General features: G+C 74.5%; 6 protein-coding genes. All 6 read left to right on the top strand.

The genetic code is table 11. From position 1 onward, the window contains the following. Nucleotides 1–1,026 (top strand): bifunctional adenosylcobinamide kinase/adenosylcobinamide-phosphate guanylyltransferase (locus tag LJ221_RS17315; RefSeq protein WP_241717636.1); only part of this gene is annotated, 1,026 nt, incomplete at its 5' end. 42 nt (nucleotides 1,027–1,068) lie between these two features. Continuing rightward, the gene (locus LJ221_RS17310) at nucleotides 1,069–2,193 is read left to right on the top strand and encodes a nicotinate-nucleotide--dimethylbenzimidazole phosphoribosyltransferase (protein WP_241717635.1); all 1,125 of its coding nucleotides are present in this window, start codon (nucleotides 1,069–1,071) and stop codon (nucleotides 2,191–2,193) included. A gap of 46 nt (nucleotides 2,194–2,239) precedes the next feature. Then, nucleotides 2,240–3,064: an adenosylcobinamide-GDP ribazoletransferase gene (locus LJ221_RS17305; RefSeq protein ID WP_308314805.1), complete on the top strand. Its 825-nt coding sequence runs from the start codon at nucleotides 2,240–2,242 to the stop codon at nucleotides 3,062–3,064. Between the two features lie 190 nt (nucleotides 3,065–3,254). Next, on the top strand, nucleotides 3,255–4,826 hold the full coding sequence (locus LJ221_RS17300) for a leucyl aminopeptidase (RefSeq protein WP_241717634.1): 1,572 nt from the start codon (nucleotides 3,255–3,257) through the stop codon (nucleotides 4,824–4,826). 353 nt (nucleotides 4,827–5,179) lie between these two features. Beyond that, on the top strand, nucleotides 5,180–6,568 hold the full coding sequence (gene lpdA / locus LJ221_RS17295; protein ID WP_241717633.1) for a dihydrolipoyl dehydrogenase: 1,389 nt from the start codon (nucleotides 5,180–5,182) through the stop codon (nucleotides 6,566–6,568). Nucleotides 6,569–6,627: 59 nt separating this feature from the next. Beyond that, nucleotides 6,628–8,409, top strand: a complete 1,782-nt coding sequence (sucB, locus tag LJ221_RS17290; RefSeq protein ID WP_241717632.1) for a 2-oxoglutarate dehydrogenase, E2 component, dihydrolipoamide succinyltransferase — start codon at nucleotides 6,628–6,630, stop codon at nucleotides 8,407–8,409. The last annotated feature ends 48 nt before the right edge of the window (nucleotides 8,410–8,457 follow it).

The following is an 8,457-nucleotide window of genomic DNA, read 5'->3' as shown; positions in this document are numbered from 1 at the left end:
GGTGCCGAGAGCGGTGACGGCGCGCTGGACCATGAAGTCGGTGTCGCCGGGGTCCTCCAGGCGCAGCCCGACGGTCTGCCCGGTGCGCCCGGGGTCGGGCGGGGGCTGACGCTGATCAGCGGCCACCGGGCGCGGGCGGTGGCGCTGGACGCGCCGGGCACCGGGTACGAGATCGGCGGGCCCGACGGCGAGCGCCTGCTGTACCTGCCGCCGGGAGCCGGGCCCGCGGACCTGCCCCGCGACGGTTCCCGTGCCCCGTACGCCCTGGTGCTGATGGACGTCCTGGGCCGCCCCGACGCGCTCGCCCGGCTGCGGGCGGCCGGGGCCGTGGGCCCCACCACGGACGTGCTGGCCGTCCACATCGACCACGACGTGCCGCCCGGCGCGGAGCTGCACCGGCGGCTGGCCGCCGCGGGGGCCCGTACCGAGCCGGACGGCGCCACGGTGGTGGTCGGCGACTACCGGGCGGTCCCCGACCTGCCCCGGCGCACGCTGGTCCTGGGGGGCGCGCGCTCGGGCAAGTCCGCCGAGGCCGAGCGCCGGCTGGCGGCCTTCCCGGACGTGCTGTACGTCGCCACGGGCGGCACCCGGGACGGCGACCGGGAGTGGGCGGCGCGGGTGGCCGCGCACCGGGAGCGCCGCCCACCCACCTGGCACACGGCCGAGACCTGTGATCTGGTGCCGCTGCTCACCGCCGGGGACGCCCCCGCGGTGCTGGTCGACTGCCTGGCCCTGTGGCTGACCGACGCGATGGACCGCGCCGGCGCCTGGGACGACGACCGCTGGAGAAGCGGCGAGGCCCCCCGGGCGCTGGCCGGGCGGACCGGCGCCCTGGTCGCGGCCTTCCGCGCCGCCTCCCGGACGGTGGTGGCGGTCAGCAACGAGGTCGGTTCGGGCGTGGTGCCCGCCACCGCCGCGGGCCGCCGCTTCCGCGACGAGCTGGGCCGGCTGAACGCGGCGGTGGCGGCCGAGTGCGAGCACGTCCTGCTGGTCACGGCGGGCACCGCTCTGCCGCTGCGGGGCTGAGTACCGGCCGGGAGCCGGGCGGGGAACGGTAGTGTCGGCCGCATGAGCGAAGGCAGCCTGAACCTCGACGACTTCGGCGACCTCATCGAACGTCCCGACAGCGGCGTCCGCCGGGACGCCGAGGAGCGGCGCGCCCGGACCGGCCTGCCGGCCGGGGCGCTGGGGCGGCTGGACGAACTGGGCGAGTGGCTGGCGGCGGCGCAGGGCCGCGTCCCCGTGGAACCGGTTTCGCGGCCGAAGGCCGTGCTGTTCGCCGGGGATCACGGGGTGGCCCGGCTGGGCGTCTCCGCCCGGCCCGCCGGGGGCGCGCACGCCCTGGTGCGCGCCGCCCTGGACGGCACGAGCCCGGCGGCCGTGCTGGCACGCCGTCTCGACGTGCCGCTGCGGATCGTCGACATGTCGCTGGACTGCGACCCGGGCGAGCTGCCCGCGGAGGTCACCGGCCACCGGGTGCGGCGCTCCGGCGGAAGCCTGGATGCCGAGGACGCCCTGACCGCCGAGGAGGCCGAGCGCGCCTTCCGGGCCGGCATGGCCGTCGCCGACGAGGAGGCCGACTCCGGGACCGACCTGGTGGTCCTGGGCGATATCTCCGTCGGCGGCACCACGGCGGCCGGGGTGCTGGTCGCCGCGCTGTGCGGCACCGACGCCTCCGTGGTCACCGGCCGCGGCGGCGGGCGCGTCGACGACCTCGCCTGGATGCGCAAGTGCGCGGCGATCCGCGACGGGCTGCGCCGTGCCCGGCCCGTCCTGGGGGACCAGCTGAGGCTGCTGGCGACCGTCGGCGGGGCGGACCTGACCGCGATCACCGGTTTCCTGCTCCAGTCGGCCGTGCGCCGCACCCCCGTGGTCCTCGACGGCGTGGTCTGCGCCGCGTGCGCGCTGGTCGCCCAGCGCGTGGCGTTCCGGGCGCCGGACTGGTGGCTGGCCGGGTCGGCGAGCGGGGAGCCCGCGCAGGCCAAGGCACTGGACCGGATGGCGCTCGACCCGCTGCTGGACCACGGCGTCACCGCGGGCGAGGGCACCGGCGCGCTGCTCGCCCTCCCCCTGGTCCGGGCCGCGGCCGCGCTGGCGGCGGAGCTGCCGGTACGTCAGGAGCGGGAGGACTCCGCGGTGGTGGCGCCGGACGCGGACCGCACCGGCGCCGCGCGGATGCCCGACGCCACCTGAGCCCGTACGCCGGCCGTCCTCTCGCAGGCAGAACGCAGGAGAGCCCGTGGACACCGTCCCGCAGCCGCCGCCCGGCCCGCCGCCCGGCCCGCCGCCCGCCGGCGCACGGGACGGGGTCCGCTTCGCCTTCGGCACGCTCACCGTGCTGCCGGTGTCCGGGGCCCGCTGGGACCGGACCGCGGCCCGCGCGGGCATGGTGTGCGCCCCGCTGGTGGGCCTGGTGGCCGGGCTGTGCGCGGCCGCCGCCGGGGGTGTCGCGCTGCTGCTGGGCGCCTCACCGCTGCTCGCGGCGGTCGCCACCGTCGCGGTGCCCGCCGTGCTGACGCGTGGTCTGCACCTGGACGGGCTCGCGGACGTCGCCGACGGCCTGGGCAGCGGCCGCCGGGCCGAAGGAGCGCTGGAGGTGATGAAGCGCTCCGACATCGGCCCGTTCGGGGTGGTCACCCTGCTGCTGGTGCTGCTCGCCCAGGTGGCGGCGGTGGCCGGGGCGTACGCCGTCGGCTGGGCGTGGGGCGCGGTCGCGGTGACCGTCTCGGCGGTGGCCGCGCGCGCCGCGCTGACACTCGCCGCCCGTGAGGGCGTCCCAGCGGCCCGCCCCGGGGGGCTGGGCGCGGCGGTCGCCGGCGCGGTGCCCGTCCGGGCTGCCGCCCTCACCTGCGTGGCGGTGGTCTCGTCGGCGGCGGGCGCGGGGGCGCTGTGGGGGCCGTACGGGGCCGTGCGGTGCGCCGCGGCGGTCTTGGTGGCGCTGGGCGCGGCGCACCTGCTGCTGGCCCACTGCCACCGCAGACTGGGCGGGGTGACCGGAGACGTCTTCGGCGCGGTGGGCGAAACCGCGCTGACCGCCTGCCTGGTGGTGCTTGCGCCGGGTTAGCGCCCCTCGGAGAATTCCGCGGGACGGTCCCCGCTCTCGTCACGCTCCGCCACCGGCTCCGGGCGGTGGATTCGCGTACACCGTCCGGAGCCGACGGCGGGGCGCCCCGGGCCGCGACGTAGGCTCGGCCCGTGCCCGAAGCCGTGCACATCCACTCGGCTTGCCCATCGGAAGAGGGATTCCCACCACTGTGTCTGCTCTCACTCTCAGTTCCACATCCGCCGCGACGCTGCGCGCGGACGCCGTCGTCGTCGGTGTGGCCAAGGGCCCGGACGGGCCCTTGGTCGCTCCGGGCGGCGAGCCCCTGGACCAGGCGTTCGGCGGTTCCCTGGCCGGTGTCCTGGAGACCCTCGGCGCGTCGGGCGGCGAGGGGGAGGTCACCAAGCTGCCCGCCCCGGACGGTGTGAAGGCCGACCTGGTGCTGGCGGTCGGGCTCGGCGACGTCCCGGACGGGGACGGGCCGTACGACCCGGAGGCACTGCGCCGTGCGGCCGGTGCGGCCGCCCGCGCGCTGAGCGGCCGGAAGAAGGCCGGCTTCGCCCTGCCGGCCGGGGACGAGGCGTCCCTGGCCGCCGTCTGCGAGGGAGCGCTGCTGGGCTCGTACTCCTTCACCGAGTACCGCGGCAAGGAGGACAGGAACGCCGGGAGCACTCCCAAGGGCAGAAAGGGCAAGGGAGGCAAGGACGGGGGCGGTGACAGGAGCGCCCCGCTCGCCGAGGTCACCGTGCTCGGCGCCAAGCCCCGTGACAAGGCCCACAGGGCCGTCGCCGAGCGGGCCGAGGTGCTGGCCGCGGAGGTCAACCGCGCCCGCGACCTGGTCAACACCCCCTCCAACGACCTGTTCCCGAAGTCCTTCGCCTCCGCCGTGCAGAGCGCGGCCAAGGAGCACGGGCTGACGGTGGAGGTGCTGGACGAGAAGGCCCTGGCCAAGGGGGGTTACGGCGGCATCCTCGGCGTCGGGCAGGGATCGGCGAACCCGCCGCGCCTGGTGCGCGTGTCCTACACCCACTCCAAGGCGAGGAAGAACCTGGCCCTGGTCGGTAAGGGCATCACCTACGACTCGGGCGGCATCTCGCTCAAGCCGGCCGGCCACAACGAGACCATGAAGTGCGACATGAGCGGCGCCGCCGCCGTCTTCGCCGCCGTGGTCGCCGCCGCCCGCCTCGGCCTGCGGGTGAACGTCACCGGCTGGCTGGCGCTGGCGGAGAACATGCCGTCGGGCACCGCGACCCGGCCGGGCGACGTGCTGACCATGTACAGCGGCAAGACCGTCGAGGTGCTCAACACCGACGCCGAGGGCCGCCTGGTGCTGGCCGACGCCCTGACCCGGGCGTGCGAGGAGAAGCCGGACGCGGTGGTGGACGTGGCGACCCTGACCGGCGCGATGATGCTGGCGCTGGGCAGCCGCACGTTCGGCGTGATGGCCAACGACGACGCCTTCCGCACGACCGTCCACGACAGCGCGACCGAGGTGGGCGAGCCGTCGTGGCCGATGCCGCTCCCCGGTCACCTGCGCAAGGGCATGGACTCGCCGATCGCCGACATCGCCAACATCGGCGAGCGGATGGGCGGCGGCCTGGTGGCCGGCCTGTTCCTGAAGGAGTTCGTCGCCGAGGGCACCACCTGGGCGCACCTGGACATCGCCGGTCCGGCCTTCAACGACGCCGGCCCGTTCGGCTACACCCCCAAGGGCGGCACCGGATGCGCGGTGCGCACCCTGGTCCGCCTCGCCGAGCGCGCCGCGGCGGGGGACGCCCTCTGACGGACGCCCGAAGGCCCGTTCGACGGCCGCCCCGCCGGGGCTCCGGAGGCTTTCCGCCCCCGGCGCGCGTCGCGGCCGGATCCGCTCCGGCCGCGACGCGTTCGCCGTGAGCGATCGCGGTCGGCCTACCGTCCGGTAGACACACGTATCCGCGCGCAATCCTTCTGTTCACCTGGGTATGAGGGGCTGGGACACCGGCCCGGCGTCCCACCGTCCGCCGACAAGTGCAAAGATGTTGTCTAGGCAGGACAGGGCCCGCTCAACCCACAGGGCCGAGCAAGAAGCGGCCGAACATACAGCCGCCCGGTCTCCGACGGACCGGCTCCGGCGTACCCATGCATGGAGGACGTGACGTGGCGAACGACGCCAGCACCGTTTTCGACCTAGTGATCCTCGGAGGCGGTAGCGGCGGTTATGCCGCTGCCCTGCGGGCTTCGCAGCTGGGTCTGGACGTCGCCCTGATCGAGAAGGACAAGGTCGGCGGTACCTGTCTGCACTACGGCTGCATTCCGACGAAGGCCCTGCTGCACGCCGGCGAGGTGGCCGACTCCGCGCGCGAGAGCGCCGGCTTCGGCGTCAAGGCCACCTTCGAGGGCATCGACATGCCAGCCGTCCACAAGTACAAGGACGGCGTGATCTCGGGCCTGTACAAGGGCCTGCAGGGGCTGATCGCCTCCCGTAAGATCACCTACGTGGAGGGCGAGGGCCGCCTCTCCTCCCCGACCTCGGTGGACGTGAACGGGCAGCGCTACGAGGGCCGGCACATCCTGCTGGCCACCGGCTCGGTGCCCAAGTCGATCCCGGGTCTGGAGATCGACGGCGACCGGATCATCACCTCCGACCACGCGCTGAAGCTGGACCGCGTGCCGCGGTCCGTCGTCATCCTGGGCGGCGGCGTCATCGGCTGCGAGTTCGCCTCCGCTTGGAAGTCCTTCGGCACCGACGTCACCATCGTCGAGGGTCTGCCCCACCTGGTGCCGGCCGAGGACGAGAACAGCTCCAAGCTGCTGGAGCGCGCCTTCCGCAAGCGCGGCATCAAGTTCTCGCTCGGCTCCTTCTTCGAGAAGGCGGAGTACACCGACGGCGGCGTGAAGGTCTCCCTGGCCAACGGCAAGGAGCACGAGGCCGAGCTGCTGCTCGTCGCCATCGGCCGCGGTCCGGTCTCACAGGGCCTGGGCTACGAGGAGGCCGGGGTGAAGATGGACCGCGGCTACGTCCTGGTGGACGAGTACTGCCGCACCAACGTGCCCACCGTCTCGGCCGTCGGCGACCTCGTCCCGACCCTCCAGCTCGCCCACGTCGGCTTCGCCGAGGGCATCCTGGTGGCCGAGCGGCTGGCCGGGCTGGACGTCGTGCCGATCGACTACGACGGCGTGCCGCGCGTGACCTACAGCCACCCGGAGGTCGCCTCCGTCGGTCTGACCGAGGCCAGGGCCAAGGAGATCCACGGCGCGGACAAGGTCGTGACGCTGAAGTACAACCTCGGCGGCAACGGCAAGAGCAAGATCCTCAAGACGCAGGGTGAGATCAAGCTCGTACAGGTCCGCGACGGTGCCGTGGTCGGCGTCCACATGGTCGGTGACCGGATGGGCGAGCAGGTCGGCGAGGCCCAGCTCATCTACAACTGGGAGGCTCTGCCCGCCGAGGTCGCGCAGCTCGTCCACGCGCACCCGACGCAGAACGAGGCTCTCGGCGAGGCCCACCTCGCCCTGGCCGGCAAGCCGCTGCACTCCCACGACTGATCCTCCCGGGCGCGAGAGCACCACGCCATTCGCACTTTTCGTTAGGAGCAACCGAAACCATGGCGGTTTCCGTAACCCTGCCGGCGCTCGGCGAGAGCGTCACCGAGGGCACCGTCACCCGCTGGCTGAAGGCCGAGGGTGAGCACGTCGAGGCCGACGAACCCCTGCTGGAGGTGTCGACCGACAAGGTCGACACCGAGATCCCCTCCCCCGCCTCCGGGACCCTGTCCTCCATCAAGGTGGCCGAGGACGAGACGGTCGAGGTCGGCGCCGAGCTGGCCGTGATCGATGATGGGGCATCCCCGCCGCAGGCAGGGGAAGGATCCGGTGCCCCGGCCGAGGCCCCCGAGCCGAAGCCCGAACCGCAGGCCGCCCCGGCGCAGCCGCAGACCCGGCCCGAGCCGAAGCCCGAGCCCGCCCAGGCCCAGGCCCAGGCCCCGCAGCAGGCCGCCCCCTCCGGCGGTGCGGCGGAGGGCACCGATGTGGTGCTGCCGGCGCTCGGCGAGTCCGTCACCGAGGGCACCGTCACCCGCTGGCTGAAGGCCGAGGGTGAGCACGTCGAGGCCGACGAACCCCTGCTGGAGGTGTCGACCGACAAGGTCGACACCGAGATCCCCTCCCCCGCCTCCGGCACCCTGCTGGAGATCGTGGTGGGCGAGGACGAGACGGCGGAGGTCGGCGCGAAGCTGGCCGTGATCGGGGCCGCCGGCGCCGCTCCGGCCCGGGCCTCCGAGCCGGCGCAGCCCGAGCCGCAGGCCCAGCCCGAGCCGGCGCAGCCCGAGCCGCAGGCCCAGCCCGAGCCGCAGGCCGAGATTCCCGCCGAGGCCCCCGAGCCGAAGCCCGAGCCCGCCCAGGCCCCGCAGCAGGCGCCCGCCGCTCCGGCCCAGACCCCCGCTCCGGCCGCCGCCGGTGAGGGCGCCTATGTGACCCCGCTGGTGCGCAAGCTCGCCGCCGAGAACGGCGTCGACCTGTCAACCGTCAAGGGCACCGGCGTCGGCGGTCGCATCCGCAAGCAGGATGTCGTGGCCGCGGCCGAGGCCGCCAGGGCGCAGGCCGCCCAGGTTCCGGCGCCGGCCGCCGCTCCGGCGGTCCGCGGCCCGGCCAAGGCCGAGCCGTCGCCGCTGCGCGGCCAGACGGTGCCGATGACCCGCATCCGCAAGGTCATCGCCGAGAACATGATGAAGGCGCTGCACAAGCAGGCGCAGTTGTCCACCGTGGTCGAGGCGGACGTCACGCGGGTCATGCGGCTGCGGGCCCGGGCCAAGGAGGACTTCCTGGCCCGCGAGGGCGTCAAGCTCTCCCCGATGCCGTTCTTCGTCAAGGCCGCCGCCGAGGCGCTGAAGGCCCACCCGTCGATCAACGCCAAGATCAACGACGACGGCACCGTGACCTACCACGATGTCGAGAACATCGGCATCGCGGTGGACTCGGAGAAGGGTCTGATGGTCCCGGTCATCAAGGGCGCGGGCGACCTGAACCTGGCCGGCATCGCCAAGAAGACCGCGGAGCTGGCGGGCAAGGTCCGCACCGGCAAGCTCAGCCCGGACGACATGTCCGGCGGCACGTTCACGATCAGCAACACCGGTTCGCGCGGTGCGCTGTTCGACACGCTCATCGTGAACTACCCGCAGGTGGCCGAGCTGGGCATCGGCGCCACCGTGCGCCGCCCGGTCGTGGTGGACCACCCGGAGCTGGGCGAGACCATCGCCATCCGGGACATGGTCTACCTGACCCTGTCCTACGACCACCAGCTGGTCGACGGCGCGGACGCCGCCCGCTACCTGGCGGACGTCAAGGCCCGTCTGGAGGCCGGCGAGTTCGAGGGCGAGCTGGGTCTCTGACCGCTCCTCCGTATCGGCGCCCCCGCCCGGATCCGCTCCGGGCGGGGG

Origin of the sequence: Streptomyces sp. CNQ085, assembly GCF_022614595.1 — a bacterium.
Taxonomy (GTDB): Bacteria; Actinomycetota; Actinomycetes; order Streptomycetales; family Streptomycetaceae; genus Streptomyces.
This window is presented reverse-complemented; position numbering and strand designations above follow the sequence as displayed.